The following is a 20,270-nucleotide window of genomic DNA, read 5'->3' on the forward strand; positions in this document are numbered from 1 at the left end:
CTGCCGATGTGCCAGGACACCGGCACCGCCATCATCATGGGCAAGAAGGGCCGCAAGGTCTGGACGGAAGGGCAGGACGAGGCCGCGCTGGGCGAGGGCGACGAGGTCATCGTCGTGACGGCGGTCGCCGACCGCGACCACGCCCTCCTCGAGGATCCCGACGCGTTCCGGCCGGACCGGGAGCCGACCACCCCGTCGCTGTCGGACCTGCTCGCCGAGCGCGACCCGCTCGAGCGGCTCGTGCGCGAGCTCGCCGTGCTCGTGCTGCCCGTCCTGCTCGAGCGCCCCCTCGAGCTCGTGGGCCCGGTGACCCGTGACCCGCGGTCGGCGGTCGTGCGGTCCTGCCTGAGCTTCCCCGTCGTCCGTGAGGAGTCCTGAGATGCGTGTCGTGTTCTCGTCCATGGCGAGCAAGAGCCACCTGTTCGGGCTCGTGCCGCTCGCGTGGGCCTTCCGTGCCGCCGGCCACGAGGTCCGTGTCGTGGCGTCCCCGGCGCTCGTCGAGGACATCACCGCCGCCGGCCTCACCGCCGTCCCCGTCGGGGACGACGTCGACCTGGTCGACTTCATGACCCACGCGGGCTACGACATCATCGACTACGTCCGCAGCCTCGACTTCAGCGAGGAGGACCCGAGCACGCTGACCTGGCAGCACCAGCTGGGCATGCAGACGGTGCTCACGCCGACGTTCTACGCCCTCATGAGCTCGGACTCCCTGGCCGACGGGCTGCTCGAGTTCTGCCGGTCGTGGAAGCCCGACCTGATCGTCTGGGAGCCGCTCACCTTCGCCGCCTCCGTGGTCGCCGAGGTGCTGGACGTCCCGCACGCACGGCTGCTCTGGGGCCCGGACATCGCGGTCCGCGCGCGCCAGCGCTTCCTGGCCCTGCGCGAGGAGCAGCCCGAGGGGTTGCGCGAGGACCCCCTCGGGGAGTGGCTGACGTGGACCATGCAGCGTCTCGCCGGCGACCGACCGGTGCACTTCAGCGAGCGCGCGGTGGTCGGGCACTGGACCATCGATCCGGCGCCGGCCCCGATGCGCCTCGACACGGGGCTCGACACGGTGGGCATGCGGTACGTGGACTACAACGGGCCGTCCACCGTTCCGTCCTGGCTGTTCCGCGACCGGCCGTCGCGGCCGCGCGTCTGCCTGACGCTCGGGATCTCCAGTCGCGAGAACGACATCGGCCAGGTGCCGGTCGCTGACCTGCTCCAGGCGCTGGGCGACGTCGACGCCGAGGTCGTCGCCACCTTCGACGAGGACCAGCTCGCCGGCGTGGAGCGCCTGCCCGACAACGTGCGGCCCGTCGGATTCGTCCCCATGCACGCGCTGCTGCCGACCTGCGCGGCGACGGTGCACCACGGCGGGCCGGGAAGCTGGCACACCGCAGCGATCAACGGCCTGCCGCAGGTGGTCCTGCCCGACGGCTGGGACACCGGCGTGCGTGCCGCCCGTACCGAGCAGGTCGGTGCCGGCATCGCCCTGCCGGTCCCGGAGCTCACCGTCGAGGGACTGCGCGACGCGATCGTCGCCGTGCTCGAGCAGCCTTCGTACGCGGAGGGCGCGCGGCGTCTGCGCGAGGCCATGCTGTCCGAGCCGACCCCTGCCGCCGTGGTCGAGGAGTGCGTCCGTCGCGTCGAGGAGCACGCCCCGTGAGCGCCGACGTGCCCTACGTGCGGGTGGGCCGCTCGGCACTCGTGACCAGCTCCCTGTGGCTGGGCACGGTGAACTTCAGCGGCCGGGTCGACGACGACGACGCGCTGGCGCTGCTCGACCACGCCCGCGACCGCGGGGTGAACTGCGTCGACACCGCCGACATCTACGGGTGGCGGCTCTACAAGGGGCACACCGAGGAGCTGCTGGGCCGCTGGCTGGCGCAGGGTGGCGGGCGGCGCGAGGACACCGTCGTCGCCACGAAGGTCGGCAGCCCCATGGGCGACGGTGTGCTGGAGCGGGGGCTGTCCGCCCGGCACGTCGTGGCGGGCTGCGAGGCGTCGCTGCGCCGGCTGGGCGTCGACCACGTCGACCTGCTGCAGATGCACGAGTACGACCCGACGGCGCCGTGGGACGAGGTGTGGCAGGCGATGGAGACCCTCGTCGCCAGCGGGAAGGTCCGGTACGTGGGATCCAGCAACTTCGCCGGCTGGCAGATCGCCGCGGGCGAGGAGGCGGCGCGGCGCCGCCAGGGCGTCGGCACCATCAGCCATCAGTGCCTCTACAACCTCGCCCGGCGCGACGTGGAGCTCGAGGTGCTCCCGGCCGCCGAGGCCTACGGGGTCGGGGTGTTCGCCTGGTCGCCGCTGCACGGGGGCCTGCTGAGCGGTGCGCTCGACAAGCTGCGCCGCGGCGTCGCGGTGAAGTCGGCCCAGGGCAGGGCGCAGGAGCTGCTGCCCGCCGTGCGCCCGTCGCTGGAGTCGTTCGAGGCGACGTGCCGCGAGCACGGCCTCGACCCCGCCGAGGCGGCCCTGGCCTGGCTCTTGGACCGGCCGGGGGTCACGGGCGCCGTCATCGGTCCCCGCACACCGGAGCAGCTGGACTCCGCCCTCCGGGCGGCATCGACCACGCTCGACGCGTCGCTGGTGGCGGCGCTCGAGACGATCTTCCCGCCCCCGGCTCCCGTCGCGGCGCCGTGGGCGTGGATGGGGTGATCCCACCCCGACCCGTCGTCCGCACGGACGGCGGTCGTCATGAAGAGAGGACATCGAGGGGCATGGCAGCACGACAGAGCATCGTGAAGGACGTTCGTGACGTGGTCCGGTGGCACGTGTGGACGCGGGTGCGTCCGTCCACGCGGACCCGCGTCGCGTACGAGCTGTTCGCCGACGACCACGACGCCACGACCGAGGGCGCCTACATCAACCTGGGGTACTGGGAGCCGGGCTGCAGCAGTCTGGAGGAGGCCAACGAGGCCCTCGCCGACCAGCTGGCGCAGGCCTCCGGCATGGGCCCGGGCGACCACCTGCTCGACGTGGGCTTCGGCCTCGGCGCGCAGGACTTCTTCTGGTGGGAGAGCCGTCGCCCGGCCAGCATCACCGGCATCGACCTGACGCCGAGCCACGTCGCGGCCGCGCAGGAGCGGGCCGTCGCGGAGGGACTGACCGAGTCACTGTCGTTCTCGGAGGGGTCCGCGACGGACCTGCCGTTCGAGGCCGAGCGCTTCGACCGGGTGACGTCGCTGGAGTCCGCGCTGCACTACGACCCGCGAACGACGTTCTTCGCCGAGGCGTTCCGCGTGCTGAAGCCGGGAGGGACGCTCGCCATCGGCGACATCATCCCGCTGGACCTCGACGGGGAGCGCTCGAGCACGCCCCGACTGGCGCCCCAGCGCAAGGGCTCGCTGTCCGGCGGCATGCCGGCGGCGAACTGGGTCCCGCGCGCGGTGTACGCCGAGCAGCTCGAGGCGGCCGGGTTCGTCGACGTCGAGGTGCGCAGCATCCGCGACCGCGTCATGGAGCCGTGGCTGGAGTACTGGCAGCACAAGCTCGCCGAGGACAGCTTCAAGTCGAGCGTCAGCCGGCTTTTCTACTCCCAGGTGAAGCGGTCGTTGACCAGCGACGCCGGCATGAAGGGTGAGCTCCCCGCGCTGGACTTCGTGATCGCCTCGGCCCGGAAGCCGACCGCCTAGTCCAGGAGGTCCTCACGCACGAGGGCGGCCACGGTGTCGACGTGGTCGCGCAGGAAGAAGTGGCCGCCCTCGAGCGTACGGACGCGCCCCGGGACGATGGAGAGCGCGAGCCAGCGCTCGGCGTCGGCGACGGGCGTCAGCGGGTCGGCGTCGCCGCACAGGACGGTCAGCGGGGTGCGCAGCAGCGGCCGCGGGTCCCAGGTGTAGTCGCGCAGGACGCGGTAGTCGGCCCGCAGGGTCGGCAGCGCGTGCTCGCGCAGGTCCTCGTCGTCGAGCACGGTGCCGGGGTCCAGGCGCCGGACCTCCGCCAGCAGGCCGTCGTCGTCCGGCAGGTCCGTGCGGCCCGCGTGCTGCTCCGGTGCCGTCTGGCCGGAGACCACGAGACGCACCGGGGCGTCGACGGCGGCCGGCTCGAGGAGTCGCGTCGCCTCGTAGGCGACGAGGGCGCCCATGCTGTGCCCGAGCACGGCGAACGGTCGGGTCCGCGCCCGCGAGCGCCAGGCGTCGGCCACGACCTCGGCGATCGCCTGGGCTGTGGGCAGCTGCTCCTGCGTGCTGCGGTTCTGACGTCCGGGGTACTGCACGGCCCACAGCTCGACGTCCGGGGCGAGGGCAGCGGCCAGCGCCACGAACGAGTCCGCGGCCGCGCCGGCGTGCGGCAGGCACAGCAGGTCCGCGGACGCCCCAGCCTCGCGGCGGAGGCAGCGTAACCAGCCGTCGGCGTCAGTCACGGCTCACCCGCCGAGACGGACTGGCAGGCTGTCGATGCCGCGCAGCAGCAGCGAGCGACGGAACGCGACCGCGTCGAGATCGGTGGCGTGCACGTCGGGGAACCGCTCGAACAGCGACCGGAGGGCCACCTCGCCCTCCAGCATCGCCAGCGGACGGCCCAGGCAGTGGTGGATGCCGTGGCCGAACGTCAGGTGTCCCTTGGTGTCGCGGCGCACGTCGAAGCGGTCGGGGTCCGGGAAGCGCGCGGGGTCGCGGTTCGCGGCCGCCCCAGCCACGAGCACCATGCTGTAGGCGGGGATGCTCACGCCGTCGATCTCGACGTCCTGCGCGGCGAACCGCGTGGTGGTCTCCGGCGGGGCGTAGAGGCGCAGGACCTCCTCCACCGCGTTCGGCCACAACGTCGGGTCGGCCTTCAGGACGTCCAGCTGCTCGCGGTGGCGCAGCATCAGGTAGCTGCCGATGCCGATTAGGCTCACCGACGCCTCGTACCCGGCCAGCAGCAGCACCAGGGCGACGGAGACGAGCTCGTCCTGGCTCAGGCGGGCCTCGTCGACGTCCCGGGCTTGGATGAGCGCCGACAGCAGGTCGTCGCCCGGCGCGGCCCGGCGCCGCTCGACGAGGTCGAGCATGAAGTCGACCACCTCCTCGGCGGCCGCCCCGCGCGCCTCGGCCCGCTCGGGGTCCATGATGAGGATCTCGGCGCTCCATCGACCGAAGTCGCTGCGCCGGCCCTCCTCGACGCCGAGCAGCTCGCAGATCACCTGGATCGGGAGCGGGTGCGCGAACGAGGCCACCACGTCGGCGTCGGGGGTCTCGGCCATCGTGTCGAGCAGACCGTCGACGATCTGCTGCACGCGGGGCCGCATCGCCATGACCCGGCGCGCCGTGAACTCCCGCGCGACGAGCTTGCGCAGCCGGGTGTGGCTGGGCGGGTCGCTGGTGCCCATGTTGTTCACGAAGTAGTGCTTGGCGCGGTCGCTGAAGCCGAGGTAGGCCGGGAAGTCGACGTCGACGTCGGGGTACTGGGCCTTCGGGTCGCTGCTCAGGCGCAGGTCCGTGAGGGCGGTCCGGGCCTGCTCGTACCCGGTCACGAGCCACGCGTCCTGGCCGAAGAACCGGACGGGCGTGACGGGCCGACGCTCGCGCAGCTGGGCGTACGTGTCGTACCAGTCGACGTGGAAGGCGTCGGAGTCCAGGTCCGGCACCTCCGGCAGCGCCGTCATGACACGACCTCGAACCGCGGCAGGGGGAACACGAGTGATCCGCCCCCTGCCAGGAACTCGGCCTCGCGCTCCACGAAGCCGTCGCGGTAGATCCACGGCAGGACCAGCAGCTGGTCGGGCCGGCGCGCCTTCGCGTCCTCCTCCGAGACGATCGGGATGCCAGTCCCCGGCGTGAACGTCCCCGCCTTCTCCGGGCTGACCTCGCCGATGCACGGCAGGTCCTCCGCGGTCAGGCCGCAGTACTGCAGGATCACGTTCCCCTTGGTGGACGCGCCGTACCCGAGGGTGGTCCGGCCCTGCGCGCGCGACCGGTCGAGGAAGTCCACGAGCCGGTCGCGGTGCTCCTCGGTCTGCCGGGCGAACGTCTCGTACGGAGCCGGTGTCGCGAGCCCGGCAGCGCGTTCCGCAGCCCGGATCCGGTCGAGAGCCTCCGTGTTCGGCGCGTGCGGACCGCCGCGGTGCCCGAGCGTCACCCGGAGGCTGCCGCCGTACACGTCGGTGACCTCGGCGTCGATCACGACGAGGTCGCTCCTCTCAGCCATCCAGTCGAACTGGGCGAGCGCGTAGTACTCCAGGTGCTCGTGGCAGACGACGTCGTACGCGCCGGCGTCGAGCATGGAGGCAAGGTAGCTCTGCTCGGCCACCCAGAGGCCGTCTGGGGCGAGGACGTCGCGCACGTCGCGCATGAAGGCCACCGGGTCCGGCAGGTCGTAGTACATGGCCACGGAGGTCACGATCCGCGCCCGGCGCTCGCCGTACCGCTCCTGGAAGGCTTCGGCGGAGAACGGCCCGGCGACCAGGTCGGCGCCGTCGGGGTACAGGTGCCGGAACTTCTCCCCGACGAGGTCGAAGCCGACCAACGTGGGCGCGTCGGGCAGGTAGGAGCGCAGAAGCGTCGAGTCGTTGCTGCCGATGTCGACCACGAGGTCGGAGGGGCCGACGTCGACCTTGGCGCGCACGGACGCGACGAGCGAGCCGAGGTGGTTGATCATGAAGGGTCGGATGCCCGAGCGGTATCCGTAGCCGTCGTTGAACATCAGCCCGAAGTCTGCGGTGTGGCGGAGCTGGACGAGACCGCAGCCAGGCGGTGTGCACCGGACGAGGTCGAGCGGGACGGACGGCACGGCAGCGTCCGGGCGGTCCGGGAAGACGCTCGTGAGTGCCTGGTCGCCCAGGGACAGGATCGGTTCGAGGTCGGTGTGTCCGCAGATGCGGCAGGCCGAGATGCTCACGTCGACGACCCTACTCGACGCCCGCGCCGCCGGAGAAGCGCGGATTTCGTCCGTGGAGGTGCTCGCGCACGGGTCGGGGCGTCCTTCGGTTGCGTCGCGCGCCGGGCCTGTGGGCACAATGGCACATGCGCATCCTTGGGGGATTGTTCGGGATCATGATGGTGCTGTCAGCCGGTTCGACTGCTGCGGTCGAGGCGAGGCCCGCCGGGCCGGAGGAGTCCTGGGACGACCGGAAGGTCCATCGTCTGGTGACGCAGATGACGGTCGAGGAGAAGCTGTCCTTCGTCTACTGGAACTACAACCTGGACGACCCCTTGGAAAAGCTCTGGCTCCCTGGTGTCCCTCGGCTGGGGATCCCTCAGCTGAGCGGGACGGACGGCCCCGCCGGTGTGACGATCAGTCGTCCGGCCGTCGCCATGCCGGCGCCGGTGGCGCTCGCGTCGACCTTCGACGAGGACCTGGCGCGAAAGTACGGCGAGGTGCTCGGACGAGAGGGGCGTGCCGCGCGACAGGACGTGATCCTCGGTCCTATGGTCAACAACATCCGGGTGCCACAGGCCGGCCGGAACTTCGAGACGTTCAGCGAGGACCCGCTGCTCACGGGCCGCATCGCGGCCTCGCAGGTCCGCGGGGTGCAGAGCCAGGGGCTGATGACCTCGGTCAAGCACTACGCGGCCAACACGCAGGAGACCGACCGCTACACGACCGACGTCGACATCGACGAGCGGACCTTGAGGGAGATCGAGCTGCCCGGCTTCGAGGCGCCGATCCGCGCCGGGGCGTCCTCGGTCATGTGCGCCTACCCGAAGGTCAACGGCACCTTCGCCTGCAGCAACGAGACCCTGTTGACCTCGATCCTGCGTGAGCAGTGGGACTTCGAGGGCTGGGTCATGTCGGACTGGGGCGCGGCGCACGCCACCGAGGACATCGAGGCGGGCCTGGACCAGGAGATGGGGGTCGACGTCAACCCCGACGGCTCGCTCGCGCCCGGAAAGTTCTTCGGCGACGCGCTGGGCAGGGCGATCGAGGAGGGTCGCATCCCTGAGTCGCGGCTCGACACGTCGGTGACGCGCATCCTCACCCAGATGGAGCGGTTCGGGCTGCTCGACGCCGACCCGCCCGCCCGCCCCGAGCGCGACGTCGCGGGTGGCGTCGCGGTCGCGCAGCGGGTGGCCGAGGACGGCGCCGTGCTGCTGCGGAACGAGGACGACGTGCTGCCGCTCGACCCGGACGCGCAGCAGGACCTGGCCGTGATCGGGCCGACGGCGAAGGAACCCAAGGTCACCGGCCTCGGCAGCTCCTACGTCGAGCCCGACTACGCCAACGCCCCGGTCGACACCATCCGCGAGCGGGCCCAGGGCGCCGACGTCAGCTACGAGGTCGGGGAGGAGCTGCGGGGGACGCCGATCGGGCCCGACGCGCTCCAGCCCGCGTTCGAGGGCGGGCGCCTGACCCCCGATGCCGGCGGCGTGCTGTACGAGGGGACGCTCACCGTGCCCGAGACCGGCGTGTACCGGCTCGCGGTCCGGATGGACGGCGGCAACGGCGGCCTGGTGGTCGACGGCGCCGCGCCGATCGGTGTCGGCGACGTGTTCGGCCCCCTGACCAGCGTCCCGATCCGCCTGGAGGCCGGAGAGCATGATCTGCAGCTGACGGGGACCGCGCCGCCCGGAGGCGACCCGACCGTCGACGTCGACCTCACGTGGGTCACGCCCGACGCCGCGCAGCAGGCGCAGGACGCCGCCGTCGAGGCAGCGCGCGACGCCGACGTCGCGGTGGTCTTCGGCTACGACGACGGCGCCGAGACGGCCGACCGCACGTCGTTGGGCCTCCCCGGACGCCAGGACGAGCTCATCGCGGCGGTGGCGGCCGCGAACCCGAGGACGGTCGTGGTGCTCAACACCGGGTCGTCGATCACCATGCCGTGGCTCGACTCCACGCAGGCCGTGCTCGACATGTGGTACCCGGGACAGGCCGGTGCCGAGGCGACGACCGCGCTGCTCTTCGGCGACGCGGAGCCGGGGGGACGGCTGACCCAGACGTTCCCCCGCTCGGTCGAGGAGACGCCGGTCGGGGCCGACGCGCGCCGGTTCCCCGGCGTCGACGGCACCGTGCACTACGACGAGGGCATCTTCTCGGGCTACCGCTGGTACGACCAGCAGGACGTCGACCCGCTGTTCGCCTTCGGGCACGGTCTGTCGTACACGACGTTCCGGTACGGGCCGCTCACTGTGCGGCCGGCCCGCGACGGGGGCCTGGTCGCCCGCGTCAAGGTGGCCAACACCGGTGACCGCGCCGGCTCGGAGGTCGTCCAGGCCTACCTCGGGGCCAGCCCGAGGGTCGACCTCCCCCAGGCGGAGCGTCAGCTGGCGGGCTTCGAGAAGGTCCGGCTGGCCGCGGGGGAGTCGCGCTGGGTCACGGTGCGCATCGAGCCGCGCGCCCTGCAGCATTGGGACGTCGAGCGCGACGCCTGGGTGACGGGCACCGGCCGCCGGACCGTGGAGGTCGGGTCGTCCTCCAGGGACCTGCGCCGCAGCGCCGAGGTGATGGTGCGGGAGAAGCGCCGCTAGGCCTGGCCGCCGCGCGGGGGACGGGGGCGACCTCCGCGTCCGTCACCCGTGCGGCGCCCGCCCGCGTCGCGGCGCGGGCCGCCGCCCGCGCGACCGTCCGGCCGGGGGCCTCCGCCTGGGCGGCCGCGCCGCCCCCGCTGGTCGCCCGGTCCGCGCGCGGCGCCGCCACGGGACCCGTCGAGGAGCTGGAACAGCGTGATCCACTGGTCGGGGTGCACGAAGGCGACGATCTCGTCGTGGTGGACGTCGGCGCGCGCGAACGCGCTGTCGACCTTCGAGCGCGGCCACTCCCGGGTCAGCGACCGGTAGAGGCTGCCGCCCTTGCCGACGAAGCCGATCTCCACCATGTCCGCGAAGCGCGACCTCGCCGCCGCGTCGCGCAGGAGGGGCTGTGGGCGGCGGCGCAGCCGCATGATCGCGGAGTGCACGCGCGGCACCGGTGTGAACAGCGTGCGGTCGACCTTGGCGACGTACTGCCACTCGAAGGTCGGCCACGTGGTGACGGTGAGGGCCGTCCACCGTCCGTAGTCACCCGTCCGCTTGCGCGCGAACTCCTGCTGGGTCACGAGGGTCGCCGACGTCAGGGTCGGGGCGGTCAGGCACCAGTCGACGATGGCGGAGGTGATGCCGTAGGGGATCGCGCCGACGAACTGGAACGGCTCCTCGGGGTGAGGCGCGGTCAGGAAGTCGGCGTGGACGACCTCGATGCTCGTCTCCTGGGCCAGGTCGGTCGAGAGTCGTCGCGCGAGGCGCTGGTCCAGCTCGTAGGTGCGTACCCGCCCGGCGCGTCGGGCGAGCTCGCGGGTGAGCAGCCCTTCGCCGGGACCCGCCTCGACGACGAGCCCGTCGGGGTCGACGTCGGCGGCGTCGGCGATGCGCCGGATGGTCGCCGGGTCGCGCAGGAAGTTCTGGCCGAGGACCCGCCGGTCGCGGTCGCGCTGGCTGCGGCCGCCCACCGGCCGCTGCGGGCGACCGGAGGAGGGTCCGCGCCCTCGCGGACGGTCTTGCGGACCTGCCATGGGCTCCTGCTCCTCGTCGGTGCGCCGGCGGGACGGGCCCCGTCGGTACGTCTCAGGATACGGTGGGGACGCGCCGGTCCGACGCGTCGGGCGGTGCGCCTGACGCCGTCAACGCGAGGAGGAGTCGTGTCCCACGTGGTCCCGCCGATGTCCGACGAGAAGGCCCTGCTCGCCTGGCTGGCCGAGATGCGCGCGCACGAACCGGTCTGGCGCGACGAGTACGGCGTGTGGCACGTGTTCCGCCACGCGGACGTCCGCGAGGTCCTGAAGGACACCGCCACGTTCTCCTCCGACCCGAACCGGGTGATCGAGGGCTCCGAGCCGACCCCGGGGATGATCCACGAGATGGACCCGCCGGACCACCGCGCGCTGCGCAAGGTGGTCAGCAGCGCGTTCACCCCACGGATGGTCGAGAACCTGGAGCCGCGAGTCCGCGAGGTCGCACGCGATCTGCTCGACGCGGCCGGACCGCGTTTCGACCTCGTGCAGGAGATCGCCTTCACGCTGCCCGTCACCATCATCGGAGAGATGCTCGGCCTGCCGCGCGAGGACCAGGAGCAGTTCGGCTCCTGGTCGGCCTCCCTCATCGACATCCAGATGGACGACCCGACCGACCCGGCCCTGGCGGAGCGCATTGCGGCGATCCTGGATCCTCTGACGTCGTACCTGCAGCGCCTGTGCGCCGAGCGCCGCGCCGCGCCCGCCGACGACCTGGTGAGCAAGCTCGTCCTTGCAGAGGTGGACGGGCGCGGGCTCGACGACGTGGAGGCGGCGAACTTCTCGACCGCGCTCCTCCTCGCGGGCCACGTCACCACCACGGTCCTGCTCGGCAACATCGTCAACACGCTCGATGAGCATCCCTGGGCGTGGGATCTCGCCCGCGAGCACCCGGACCGGATCCCCGCCATCGTCGAGGAGGTCCTGCGCTTCCGTCCACCCTTCCCGCAGATGCAGCGCACGACGACTGCCCCGGCGCGGGTCGGCGGCGTGGACCTCCCGGCCGACGTCATGGTGAACGTGTGGGTGCTGTCGGCCAATCGCGACCCGGAGGCGCACGAGGACCCCGATCGCTTCGACCCCGACCGCGGGGTGCGCGGCGCGGCGCAGCTCTCCTTCGGCCACGGCATCCACTTCTGCCTCGGGGCACCGCTCGCGCGCCTCGAGAACGTCGTCGCGCTCGAGGAGATCGTCCGGTCCCGCGGCCGGCTCGTGGTCGACCGCGAGGACCCGTCGTTCGCGATGTTCGACCAGATCGTCCTCGGGGTGCGCACCATGCCGGTCCACGTCTAGGTCGTGGGTCTCGTCGGTGCACGTCCCGTGGGGGACGGACCGCTGCGTCGGCTCCTCGACGCCCGCCTGGTCGTCGGCGAGGCGTTCGCGCACGGGGACGAGGACGGCCTCACCCCGGCGGAGCGCCTTCTGGTCGTGGGGGCCGTGCCGGCGCGCCGACGTGAGTTCGCCGCGGGGCGCCGTCTGGCGCGCTCGGCGCTTGACGAGCTCGGCGTCCGCGCCGACTCGATCCTCTCGGGACCGCGGGGCGAGCCGATGTGGCCGGTGGGCGTCGTCGGAAGCATCACCCACTGCAGCGGCTACGTGGGCGTCGCGGTCGGCCGCCGCACGGAGGTGCGCGCCGTCGGGATCGACGCCGAGCCGGACGAGCCGCTGCCCGAGGGCATCCTGCACAGCATCGCCGACCCGACGGAGGTCTCGATGGTCGCGGACCTGACGGCGAGCGCTCCCGGACCTGCATGGGACAGGCTCGTGTTCTGCCTCAAGGAGGTGGTCTTCAAGGTGTGGTACCCGCTCGCCGGGAGCTGGCTCGACTTCGACGACGCGGCGGGGGTGGTCGACCGGGGCTCGGCGACCTTCCGGGCGACGTTGCTGCGCCCGGCTCCCGAGCTCGCCGCGCTCGGGCTGCCCTCGACGTTGCAAGGGTCGTGGGTGCGGCACCGGGGCATCCTGGTGGCCGCCGTACGCATCGACGACCTCGAGGGGAGCGCAGGATGATCGACCGCGGTGACGACGTGTGGTTCCGAAGGCTGAACGAGGGGCAGCGCGACGCGCCGCTGTTGTTGGTGCTCCCGCACGCCGGCGGGTCTGCCACCTACTACCGGCCGCTCGGTGCCCTGCTGCCAGAGCTCGAGGTGCTGGCGGTGCAGTACCCGGGCCGCCAGGACCGGCACCGGGAGGCGCAGCTGCCGTCGATCGAGGCGCTCGCCGAGGAGGTCTCGACGCGACTCGCCCCCCGTGCCGCGGCGCGGACGCTGGTGCTGTTCGGTCACAGCATGGGCGCGGTCGTGGCCTTCGAGGTTGCACGACGGCTTGAGGGTCGGGGCACGGCGGTCGCGCACCTCGTGGTGTCCGGCCGGGGTGCGCCGGGGTGGTCGGAGGCGGCGCCGGTCACGCTCGACGACGACGCGCTGCTGACCGAGCTCCTGCGCCTCTCGGGGACCGACGTCGCGGTGCTGGACGACCCGGAGATCCGCGCCCTGGTGCTGCCCGCGGTGCGGGCCGACTACCGCATCGTCCGCGCCTACCGCGGGTCGGCGGACGCCGTCGTCCAGGCCCCGCTCACCGTCATGCACGCCCGCGACGACCCGCTCGTGCCGGCAGACGCGGTTGCCGGATGGCGGCGGAACTCGCGCGGAGCGCTGACGGAGCTCACCTTCCGCGGCGGCCACTTCTACCTCGTGGACCAGGTCGCCGAGGTGGCGGAGGTGCTCAGGCGGGCCGCGACGGGCTAGGATCGACGTAGTTCTCACGGGCCAGGACGACCAGCACGATCCGACCAGTGGAGGAAGGGGGCGTCCACCGATGGAGCACGCGCCGACCTTCGTGGACACGGCTGCCGCGGGACGCGGAGCCGTGCTCGATCGAGAGCGCGCCGATCCGCGCGACGCCTTGCTCGGCTGGCTCGCCGAGCGTGCCGCGGCTCGCGCCCTGCGGGTCGAGCGGACCTCGTTCGCCGACCTTGAGCACTGGAGCCTCGACGGCACGCACGGAGCGATCCGGCACGATTCCGGCCGGTTCTTCTCGGTCGAGGGGTTGGCCGTCGCGACGAACCACGGGTGGCGGCGCGAGTGGTCGCAGCCGATCCTGCTGCAGCCGGAGGTCGGGTTCCTCGCCCTGCTCGTGCGGGAGGTCGACGGCGTCATGCACGCGCTCGTCCAGGCCAAGGTCGAGCCCGGCAACCTCGGGAAGGCGCAGCTGTCGCCGACGATCCAAGCGACGCGCAGCAACGTCCTCGGCGTGCACCGTGGCCACGCGGTGCGCTACATCGAGCACGTCAACGGCACGGCTCCGGGCCACGTGCTGCTCGACGTCCTGCAGTCCGAGCAGGGGTCGTGGTTCCTGCGCAAGCGCAACCGGAACCTCGTCGTGGAGGTGCAGGAGGACGTCGAGCCGCACCCGGACTTCCGCTGGACGCCCCTGTCGGTGCTGCGCTCGGCACTGCTCGTCGACAACGTTGTCAACATGGACCTGCGCAGCGTGATCTCCTGCCTACCGACCACCGGACGCCTCGGCCCCGTCGACGACGGCGGCCCCGTCGTCGACGAGCGCGTGCAGGCCCTGCGCCGCTCCCTCGCGGCCCGACCGGAGCCCGACCACGCGCTGCGCCGGTGGGTCACCGACATCCGGTCCCGGCGCGAGCTGGTGCAGCGGCTGCGCCCGCTCTCCGACACGGCGTCGTCCGGCTGGGTCCTCGGCGAGGACGCCATCGAGCACGTCGACGGCAAGTACTTCTCCGTCTTCGGCATCACGGTCACCGCCAGCGGACGCGAGGTCGGCTCGTGGTCGCAGCCCATCGTCGCCGCGGCGAGCCCGGGGCTCCTGGCCCTGCTCGTCACCCAGGTCGACGGTGTGCTCCGCGCCCTGGTGCAGATGCGCACCCAGGCGGGCGGCTTCGAGGTCGCCGAGCTCGCACCGACCGTGCACTGCCAGCCCGCGAACTACGCCGACCTGCCCGAGTCGGCCGCGCCCCCGTACCTCGACGTCGTCGCGACGGCCGACGAGGGATCGGTGCTGTACGACTCGTGGCAGTCCGAGGAGGGCGGACGCTTCCACCACCTCCAGAACCGGTACGTCGTCGTCGAGGTGCCGCCGTCCTTCGACACGTCGCAGACCCCGGAGCACCGGTGGGTGACCCTGGGCGAGATCGGCGACCTGCTCACGCACGAGAACTACGTCACCATCGAGCTGCGCACGCTCATGGCCTGCGCGCTCGCCCTCGCACAAGGGGAGCACCCGTGAAGCGCACCATCGACGACCTCGCCGTCTTCGGGGGGCCCGCAGCTTTCCTCAACACCGTCACCGTCGGTCGCCCTTCGATGGGGGACCGTGAGCGCTTCGAGTCGCGCATGGCCTGGGTGCTGAACAACGAGTGGCTCACGAACAGCGGCCCGTTGGTCAGCGAGTTCGAGACCGCCGTCGCCGAGATCGCCGGGGTCAGGCACTGCGTGGCCACGAGCAACGCCACAGTGGGCCTGCAGCTCGCGATGCACGCGGCGGGGGTCCGCGGCGAGGTCATCATGCCGGCCATGACGTTCGCGGCGACGCCGCACGCCGCTAGCTGGATCGGTCTGGAGCCGGTCTTCTGTGACGTCGACCCGGTCACGGGGCTGATCGACCCCGACGACGTGAAGCGGCGCATCACCGAGCGCACCGGGGCCGTCGTCGGCGTCCACCTGTGGGGCCAGGTCGCGCCGGTCGAGGAGCTCGACCGACTCGCGCACGACCACGGCCTGGTCATGCTCTACGACGCCGCCCACGCCCTGGGGTGCACGCGCGACGACCGGCCAGCGGGCAGCTTCGGCGACGCCGAGGTCTTCAGCTTCCACGCGACCAAGGTGGTCACGTCCTTCGAGGGCGGGGCCCTGGTCACCGACGACGCCACGCTCGCCGCGCGGGCCCGGAGCATGCACAACTTCGGCCTCGGCCAGGGCGGACGGGTGGAGCACGTCGGCACCAACGCGAAGATGAGCGAGGCGTCGGCCGCCATGGGCCTCACCTCGCTCGACGCGTTCGCTGAGGTCTGCGAGCACAACCGCCGCAACCACGAGCTGTACGCCGAGGAGCTGCGCGGCGTGAAGGGCCTGCGGCTGCACGAGCTCGACCTTGAGGAGCGCAGCAACTACCAGTACGTGATCGTCTCGGTGGATCCCGCGCACACCGGGATCGACCGAGACGAGATTATCAGGGTGCTCGCTGCCGAGCAGGTGGTCGCGAAGCCGTACTTCTCGCCGCCGTGCCACCTCATGGAGCCCTACCGGACCGAGACCCCCCAGCGCATCGAGAGCGCGGAGTGGCTGGCGGCGCAGGTCGTCGCCCTGCCCACCGGGCCGGGCGTCTCGGCCGAGGACATCCGCAGGATCTGCGACGTGCTGCGGCTGGTCGTCGCCGACGGGGAGCACGTCGCGCGCCGCCTGACCGCAGCGAGGAACGCACCGAGCTAGGGCCCCGGACAGGGGCACGTCCACACCTATGGAGACATCGATGAAGGTTCTAGACGTGGCACGACCCGGCGTCGACCACCACACGGCACGCGACCTCGTCGCCGAGCGACTCCGCTCGATGGGCGAGGACGGGGTCGAGGCGAAGGCGGCACACCTGGCCGCCCTCGTCTCCCACTACGGGGCGCACCCGTTCACCCCGCTGGAGCAGATGCGCCAGAGGCTCGGCCTGGACCGCGACGAGTTCGCGGCCGTGCTGGAGGTGTTCGACCGCGTGCCCGAGCTGGCGCTGGCCGTGGAGCACGGCCCGGCGGGCAAGTACTGGAGCAACACGATCAAGCCGCTCAACGAGGCCGGTGCGCTCGACGCCGCCGTCGAGCGACGCTTCGCCTTCCCCGTGAGCGTCGGCCTGTACCCGGGCCCGACGTGCATGTTCCGGTGCCACTTCTGCGTGCGTGTGACCGGGGCGCGGTACGCGGCGGACTCCCTCACCCCCGGCAACGAGGTCCTGGCCTCGGTGATCGACGAGGTGCCGAACGACGGTCGCACGACCATGTACATGTCCGGTGGGCTCGAGCCGCTGACCAACCCGGGTCTGGGCGAGCTGATCACCCGCGCCGCGAACCGCGGGCTCGACCTGACGATGTACACGAACTCCTTCGCGCTCACCGACGCGACCCTGTCGCGGCAGCCGGGGGTCTGGGACCTCGGGGCCCTGCGCACCTCGCTCTACGGCCTGAACGACGAGGAGTACGAGGAGACCACCACGAAGAAGGGTGCGTTCAGCCGCGTCAAGGCCAACCTGCAGCGGTTCATGCACCAGCGACAAGAGCGGGGCAGCGACCTGCGGCTCGGCTTCAACCACATCATCCTCCCCGGCCGCACGGGGCGGCTGATCGACCTCGTCGACTTCATCGCCGAGCTGAACGAGTCCAGCCCCGACCGTCCGCTCGACTTCGTCACCGTGCGCGAGGACTACAGCGGTCGCGACGACGGCCGGCTCGACGAGCAGGAGCGAGACGAGCTCCTCCACGGTCTCGACGCGTTCGTGGAGTACGCCGAGCGGCATACCCCGGGGATGACGATCGACCTCGGCTATGCGCTGGAGAGCCTGCGTCGCGGGGTCGACGCGGAGCTGCTCCGGATCCGGCCGGACACCATGAGGCCCACCGCGCACCCGCAGGTCGCCGTCCAGGTCGACCTGCTGGGCGACGTGTACCTGTACCGGGAGGCTGGCTTCCCCGACCTCGACGGAGCCCACCGCTACATCGCCGGGCGGGTCACCTCCGATCACAGCCTGCACGACGTGCTGCGCGAGTTCGTCGAGTCGGGGCGCGAGGTGGAGCCGGCTCCCGGCGACGAATACTTCCTCGACGGCTTCGACCAGTCGGTCACGGCGCGGTTGAACCAGCTCGACCAGGATGTCGCCGATGGGTGGGGACGCTTCCGCGGGCTCGTCAGGGCGAGTTGACGGTGCAGGCACGTCAGCTGCGCGTCGCTGGAGGGTGGGAGTTCACGCCGACGGTGCACCACGACGCACGCGGAGTCTTCGCGTCCCCCTTGCAGGAGGAGGCGTTCGTGGCGGCCGTCGGGCACCCCTTCCCCGTGGCGCAGACGAACCACATCGTCTCCGACCGCGGGGTCCTGCGCGGTGTGCACTTCACCGCGTCGCCCGGTCAGTCGAAGTACGTCCACTGCGCCGCCGGTCGGGCGCTCGACGTCATGATCGACGTGCGCACGGACTCGCCGACGTTCGGCACCTGGGAGGCTGTGGAGCTCGACCCACGGCGATGCAACGCGCTGTACTTCCCGATCGGGACCGCGCACGCCTTCATGGCGCTCGAGCCCGGCACGATCATGTCCTACCTCGTGAGCACGCCGTACGATGCGGAGCTCGAGCTGGCGATCGACCCGTTCGACCCCGAGCTGGCCCTCCCGTGGCCGGCTGACGTGCCGGCCCTGCTGTCCGGTCGTGACGAGGTGGCGATGTCCTTCGCGCAGGCCCGCGCCGGAGGGCTGCTGCCACGGTCGGGTCCGAGGATGGTGGCAGAGGGCGTCGAGCCCTAGGGTCGCGCCGCGAGCACGGCGACCAGGTCGGCCACCCGTTCGGCAGCCGGGAGCGCGAGATGCGGGCCGATGGGCAGGCTCAGCACTTCCCGGGCCAGACGTTCGGCGTGCGGGAGGGAACCGGCTCGGTGTCCGTGGTCCGCGTAGGCCGCGCTCAGGTGCACCGGGGTCGGGTAGTGGACGAGGGTCTCGACTCCGTGACGGGTGAGCTCTCGCTGCAGCGTCTCCCGGTCGTGGCAGCGGACGACGAAGAGGTGCCAGGCAGACCGGCCCTGGTCGTGCGGGGGGAGGCGGACACCAGATGCCTCCTCGAGCCGGTCGAGGTAGAGCGCGGCGATGGTCGCGCGGCGAGCGTTCCATGCGTCCAGCAGCGGCAGCTTCGCGCGCAGGACGGCCGCCTGGATCTCGTCCAGGCGACTGTTCGTGCCTCGGACCTCGTGCACGTACTTGGCCACGGACCCGTAGTTGCGCAGGAGGCGGACCCGTCGAGCCAGGTCGTCGTCGTCGGTGACGACGGCCCCGCCGTCACCGAGAGCGCCCAGGTTCTTGCCCGGATAGAAGCTGAAGGCAGCCGCGGTGGACCCGGATCCGACGACGGCGCCGTCCCGTCCGCGGGCACCCGTGCTCTGAGCCGCGTCCTCGACGAGAGCGAGACCGTGACGGTCGGCGACCCGGCGGATCGCGGCGAGATCGGCGACCTCGCCGTACAGGTGCACGACGAGGATGGCGGCCGTCCGCGGCGTGACGGCGGCCTCGACCGCCTCGACGTCGACGAGGTAGCCGTCGGGTGACGGCTCCACGGGTACGGGGCGGGCTCCGCAGCGGGAGACGGCGAGCCAGGTGGCGATGAAGGTGTGGGCGGGGACGATGACCTCGTCACCAGGACCGACGCCCAGTGCGGTCAGACTGAGCTCCAGCGCGTCGCAACCGCTGCCGACCGTGACGCAGTGCGCGGCAGAGCATGCCGCGGCGAACTCCGCCTCGAACGCCTCGGTCTGGGCGCCGAGCAGGTAGCGCCCGGACGCGAGGACCCCGCTCACCGCGGCGTCGATCTGGGGACGAAGCTCCACGTAGGCCGCGTCGAGGTCGAGGAACGGGACGTCGATGGTCATCGGCCTGCTCAGACGCGGTAGGGATCGTGGGCGTCGTCGCCCTCGTCGAGCAGGGCGCGCAGGTAGGGTCCGTAGGTGCTCGAGGAGTGCCGCTCGGCACGCTCGAGCAGCTCAGCGTCGGAGAGGAAGCCGACGCGCCAGGCCACCTCCTCGGGAGAGCCGACGAGGGTCCCTTGACGCGCCTCGATGGTGCGCACGAAGTTCGAGGCATCGTTGAGCGAGTCGAAGGTGCCGGTGTCGAACCATGCGGTGCCGCGGGGGAGGACCTCCACGTGCAAGCGGCCCTCCTGGAGGTAGAGGCGGTTCAGGTCAGTGATCTCGAGCTCACCTCGGGCGGAGGGCACGAGAGTCTTGGCGTGCTCGACCACGTCGTCGGGGTAGAAGTACAGACCCGGCACCGCATAGGGCGAGCGGGGCCGCTGCGGCTTCTCCTCCAGGGAGATCGCCCGGCCGTCCTCTCCGATCTCGACGACCCCGTACGCCTGCGGGTTGGAGGTGCGGTAGCCGAAGATCGCCGCCACCTCGGTCTGGGTGTGTCGGCGCAGCTGGTAGCCCATGCCCGTCCCGTGGAAGATGTTGTCGCCCAGGACTAGCGCCGCCGGCTCCTGGCCGAGGTGCGACTCGCCGATGAGGAAGGCTTGGGCGAGGCCGTCGGGTGTCGGCTGCACCGCGTAGCTCAGGTTGACCCCGAAGGCGCTGCCGTCGCCCAGGAGACGCACGAACAGCTCTGCCTCGTGCGGACTCGTGATGATGAGGATGTCGCGGATGCCCGCGAGCATCAGGGTGGACAACGGGTAGTAGACCATCGGCTTGTCGTAGACCGGCACGAGCTGCTTGCTGATGCCGCGTGTGATGGGATGCAGTCGAGACCCTGTGCCCCCGGCCAGGATGATTCCGCGCATGTCTCGACCCTAGCGGTCCTTCTTCGCCCGCGGGGCGGTGGAGAAGGGCGCGGTCCCTGGAGCGCGACCAGGCGGGTGTCCGACCTGAGCTGGTCGCGGGGTCCTCGATGCACTCGGCGTGAGACCGAGCGCGCCGGTGGCAGAGGAGTCCGGCGGTCGCACGGACGGAACGCGCATCCAGCCCCGTCCATCAGCCCGCGAGGCCGTCCGGTCCCCGCGGGTCGACAGCGTCCCGCAGCGTGGCGAGACACGTCCGTCGGCGGATGCCGGGTTCATCGCCCGCGCCTCGTCGTCGGGCCGGGCGCCGGCGCACGATCGGAGGTGGCGTTCGACGACACGGTCG

General features: G+C 72.0%; 18 protein-coding genes. 12 read left to right on the forward strand and 6 right to left on the reverse strand.

The genetic code is table 11. The features are described 5' to 3' along the window. The 4 genes from A6Q79_RS00120 to A6Q79_RS00135 form a co-directional block, all read left to right on the forward strand. Positions 1-378 (forward strand): fumarate hydratase (locus A6Q79_RS00120; protein ID WP_317695162.1); only part of this gene is annotated, 378 nt, incomplete at its 5' end. A 1-nt stretch (position 379) separates the two neighbouring features. Continuing rightward, positions 380-1,651, forward strand: a complete 1,272-nt coding sequence (locus A6Q79_RS00125) for an activator-dependent family glycosyltransferase (RefSeq protein WP_067860669.1) — start codon at positions 380-382, stop codon at positions 1,649-1,651. After that, positions 1,648-2,643 carry an aldo/keto reductase gene (locus A6Q79_RS00130; protein ID WP_067860667.1) on the forward strand — a complete coding sequence of 332 codons (996 nt, stop codon included), beginning with the start codon at positions 1,648-1,650 and terminating at the stop codon, positions 2,641-2,643. Before A6Q79_RS00125 ends, A6Q79_RS00130 begins: the two co-directional genes overlap by 4 nt. Before the next feature lie 62 nt (positions 2,644-2,705). Beyond that, a complete protein-coding gene (locus A6Q79_RS00135) occupies positions 2,706-3,620 on the forward strand; it encodes a cyclopropane-fatty-acyl-phospholipid synthase family protein (RefSeq protein WP_067860665.1) in 915 nt (304 codons plus the stop codon). On the opposite strand, the gene A6Q79_RS00140 is transcribed toward A6Q79_RS00135, so the two are convergent. Genes A6Q79_RS00140 through A6Q79_RS00150 form a run of 3 tightly spaced genes read right to left on the reverse strand, consistent with a single transcriptional unit; the run spans position 3,617 to position 6,807 of the window. After that, entirely contained in the window at positions 3,617-4,351 is a 735-nt protein-coding gene (locus tag A6Q79_RS00140; protein WP_286691165.1) for a thioesterase II family protein, read from the reverse strand. The two genes, A6Q79_RS00135 and A6Q79_RS00140, sit on opposite strands and share 4 nt — an antisense overlap. Positions 4,352-4,354: 3 nt before the next feature. Continuing rightward, positions 4,355-5,575 carry a cytochrome P450 gene (locus tag A6Q79_RS00145; RefSeq protein ID WP_067860662.1) on the reverse strand — a complete coding sequence of 407 codons (1,221 nt, stop codon included), beginning with the start codon at positions 5,573-5,575 and terminating at the stop codon, positions 4,355-4,357. After that, positions 5,572-6,807 (reverse strand): class I SAM-dependent methyltransferase, encoded by a 1,236-nt coding sequence (locus A6Q79_RS00150; RefSeq protein WP_067860659.1) that lies wholly within the window; start codon positions 6,805-6,807, stop codon positions 5,572-5,574. The genes A6Q79_RS00145 and A6Q79_RS00150 overlap by 4 nt, the downstream gene beginning before the upstream one ends. Positions 6,808-6,932: 125 nt before the next feature. Between A6Q79_RS00150 and A6Q79_RS00155 the strand changes: the two genes are divergently transcribed. Further along, entirely contained in the window at positions 6,933-9,377 is a 2,445-nt protein-coding gene (locus A6Q79_RS00155) for a glycoside hydrolase family 3 C-terminal domain-containing protein (protein ID WP_317695176.1), read from the forward strand. On the opposite strand, the gene A6Q79_RS00160 is transcribed toward A6Q79_RS00155, so the two are convergent. Beyond that, positions 9,374-10,396 (reverse strand): 23S rRNA (adenine(2058)-N(6))-methyltransferase Erm(R), encoded by a 1,023-nt coding sequence (locus A6Q79_RS00160; RefSeq protein ID WP_063844815.1) that lies wholly within the window; start codon positions 10,394-10,396, stop codon positions 9,374-9,376. The two genes, A6Q79_RS00155 and A6Q79_RS00160, sit on opposite strands and share 4 nt — an antisense overlap. Before the next feature lie 126 nt (positions 10,397-10,522). On the opposite strand from A6Q79_RS00160, the gene A6Q79_RS00165 reads away from it, so the two are divergent. The 7 genes from A6Q79_RS00165 to A6Q79_RS00195 all read left to right on the forward strand — a co-directional run bounded on the left by A6Q79_RS00165 (position 10,523) and on the right by A6Q79_RS00195 (position 17,913). Beyond that, positions 10,523-11,686: a cytochrome P450 gene (locus tag A6Q79_RS00165; RefSeq protein WP_286691166.1), complete on the forward strand. Its 1,164-nt coding sequence runs from the start codon at positions 10,523-10,525 to the stop codon at positions 11,684-11,686. A 3-nt stretch (positions 11,687-11,689) separates the two neighbouring features. Next, positions 11,690-12,403 carry a 4'-phosphopantetheinyl transferase superfamily protein gene (locus tag A6Q79_RS00170; RefSeq protein ID WP_317695185.1) on the forward strand — a complete coding sequence of 238 codons (714 nt, stop codon included), beginning with the start codon at positions 11,690-11,692 and terminating at the stop codon, positions 12,401-12,403. Then, a complete protein-coding gene (locus A6Q79_RS00175; protein ID WP_067860655.1) occupies positions 12,400-13,140 on the forward strand; it encodes a thioesterase II family protein in 741 nt (246 codons plus the stop codon). Before A6Q79_RS00170 ends, A6Q79_RS00175 begins: the two co-directional genes overlap by 4 nt. A 70-nt stretch (positions 13,141-13,210) precedes the next feature. After that, a complete protein-coding gene (locus tag A6Q79_RS00180) occupies positions 13,211-14,647 on the forward strand; it encodes an NDP-hexose 2,3-dehydratase family protein (protein WP_286691168.1) in 1,437 nt (478 codons plus the stop codon). Beyond that, positions 14,644-15,849 (forward strand): dTDP-4-dehydro-6-deoxyglucose aminotransferase, encoded by a 1,206-nt coding sequence (locus tag A6Q79_RS00185; RefSeq protein WP_286691169.1) that lies wholly within the window; start codon positions 14,644-14,646, stop codon positions 15,847-15,849. Before A6Q79_RS00180 ends, A6Q79_RS00185 begins: the two co-directional genes overlap by 4 nt. A gap of 55 nt (positions 15,850-15,904) precedes the next feature. Then, positions 15,905-17,317 carry a dTDP-4-amino-4,6-dideoxy-D-glucose ammonia-lyase gene (desII, locus tag A6Q79_RS00190; protein WP_286691170.1) on the forward strand — a complete coding sequence of 471 codons (1,413 nt, stop codon included), beginning with the start codon at positions 15,905-15,907 and terminating at the stop codon, positions 17,315-17,317. Positions 17,318-17,319: 2 nt separating this feature from the next. After that, a complete protein-coding gene (locus A6Q79_RS00195) occupies positions 17,320-17,913 on the forward strand; it encodes a dTDP-4-dehydrorhamnose 3,5-epimerase family protein (RefSeq protein WP_286691171.1) in 594 nt (197 codons plus the stop codon). Here A6Q79_RS00195 and A6Q79_RS00200 read toward each other — a convergent pair. Both A6Q79_RS00200 and rfbA read right to left on the reverse strand, forming a co-directional pair. Beyond that, positions 17,910-19,025, reverse strand: coding sequence for a DegT/DnrJ/EryC1/StrS aminotransferase family protein (locus A6Q79_RS00200; RefSeq protein ID WP_286691172.1), 1,116 nt, complete (start codon positions 19,023-19,025; stop codon positions 17,910-17,912). The two genes, A6Q79_RS00195 and A6Q79_RS00200, sit on opposite strands and share 4 nt — an antisense overlap. An 8-nt stretch (positions 19,026-19,033) precedes the next feature. Beyond that, positions 19,034-19,927, reverse strand: coding sequence for a glucose-1-phosphate thymidylyltransferase RfbA (rfbA, locus tag A6Q79_RS00205; protein ID WP_067860648.1), 894 nt, complete (start codon positions 19,925-19,927; stop codon positions 19,034-19,036). Positions 19,928-20,270: the final 343 nt, after the last annotated feature.

It is taken from the genome of Aeromicrobium sp. REDSEA-S32_B7 (genome assembly GCF_001626145.1).
GTDB classification, from domain to species: domain Bacteria; phylum Actinomycetota; class Actinomycetes; order Propionibacteriales; family Nocardioidaceae; genus Aeromicrobium; species Aeromicrobium erythreum.

Coding starts and splice junctions, on each gene's coding strand:
- A6Q79_RS00125 (WP_067860669.1), top strand. CDS start 380: ATGCGTGTCGTGTTCTCGTCCATGGCGAGCAAGAGCCACCTGTTCGGG.
- A6Q79_RS00135 (WP_067860665.1), top strand. CDS start 2,706: ATGGCAGCACGACAGAGCATCGTGAAGGACGTTCGTGACGTGGTCCGG.
- A6Q79_RS00145 (WP_067860662.1), bottom strand. CDS start 5,575: ATGACGGCGCTGCCGGAGGTGCCGGACCTGGACTCCGACGCCTTCCAC.
- A6Q79_RS00155 (WP_317695176.1), top strand. CDS start 6,933: ATGCGCATCCTTGGGGGATTGTTCGGGATCATGATGGTGCTGTCAGCC.
- A6Q79_RS00160 (WP_063844815.1), bottom strand. CDS start 10,396: ATGGCAGGTCCGCAAGACCGTCCGCGAGGGCGCGGACCCTCCTCCGGT.
- A6Q79_RS00175 (WP_067860655.1), top strand. CDS start 12,400: ATGATCGACCGCGGTGACGACGTGTGGTTCCGAAGGCTGAACGAGGGG.
- A6Q79_RS00180 (WP_286691168.1), top strand. CDS start 13,211: ATGGAGCACGCGCCGACCTTCGTGGACACGGCTGCCGCGGGACGCGGA.
- A6Q79_RS00200 (WP_286691172.1), bottom strand. CDS start 19,025: ATGACCATCGACGTCCCGTTCCTCGACCTCGACGCGGCCTACGTGGAG.
- rfbA (WP_067860648.1), bottom strand. CDS start 19,927: ATGCGCGGAATCATCCTGGCCGGGGGCACAGGGTCTCGACTGCATCCC.